Annotated in this window: 1 protein-coding gene; it reads left to right on the top strand. The window is 61.8% G+C overall.

The features are described from left to right. A partial coding sequence (locus RA20_RS24220) for an Ig-like domain-containing protein (RefSeq protein WP_039135409.1) occupies positions 1-965 on the top strand: 965 nt, incomplete at both ends.

Genomic DNA, 965 nt, shown 5'->3' with positions numbered 1-965 from the left:
TGCTGTGACGGTCGAAGGGGTAACCCGCAGCGCAACAGTGGATTCAGATGGCAATTGGGCGGCCACCTTCGAGGCTGGTTCGCTGCCCGCCGGGGAATACGACACTACCGTCAGCGTGACCTCGACAGACACCGCGGGCAATACCGCCAGCGCCACCGCCAGCCTGCATGTGGATACCGTGGTCGATCCGATTACGCTCGACTCCGGCGTCGAAGGCGACGACATCGTCAATGAAACCGAGCGCAGTGATGGGGTGACCCTGACCGGTACGGTGGAACCCGGATCCACCGTCGTCGTGCAGCTCGGCAGTGCCACCGAAACCGCAACCGTAGACGCCTCCGGCAATTGGAGTGTGGATTTTGCGGCCAGCGACATCCCGCAAGGCAGTTATGATGCGGATGTTGTGGTGACCGCTACCGATGCGGCCGGCAATACTGCGGAAATCAACGACACGCTGGCGATTGACACCGAAGTTTCACCCTTCACTGCAGACAGTGTCACCGACGATGACGCCCTGAACCTCGCCGAGCGGGCTGCAGGTCTCACCATGACCGGCACTGTAGAGCCCGGCTCGGATGTCAAAGTCACCATTCAGGGCGTGACCCGCACCGCATCGGTGGATGCCGATGGCAACTGGAGCGCCACTTTTGCGGCAGATGATCTGCTCGCTGGCACTTATACCGCCACAGCGGAAATCGAGGCCACCGACGCGGCCGGCAATACCGATACCCTGACCGAAACCTTCAGCGTCGACACCGAGTATGACGCGCCCAATATCGGCAGCGTAATCAGCACCGGCACCAGCGTCAGCGGTTTCTTCAGCGACGATTATGAGAGCAGCGACACCGTGCATGAGCTGACCAGCGGCGGCGCAGTGTCCGATGTCACCGGCACCGAAACAGATCTGGGCGGCGGCAACACCCTGTTCAACTTCGACTCCGATGTGCCGGACGGCTCGCATCTGG

The organism is Leisingera sp. ANG-Vp (genome assembly GCF_000813725.1).
Lineage (GTDB): Bacteria > Pseudomonadota > Alphaproteobacteria > Rhodobacterales > Rhodobacteraceae > Leisingera.
Note: the sequence above shows the minus strand (reverse complement) of the source record. Positions and strands in the feature narration are given on the sequence as shown.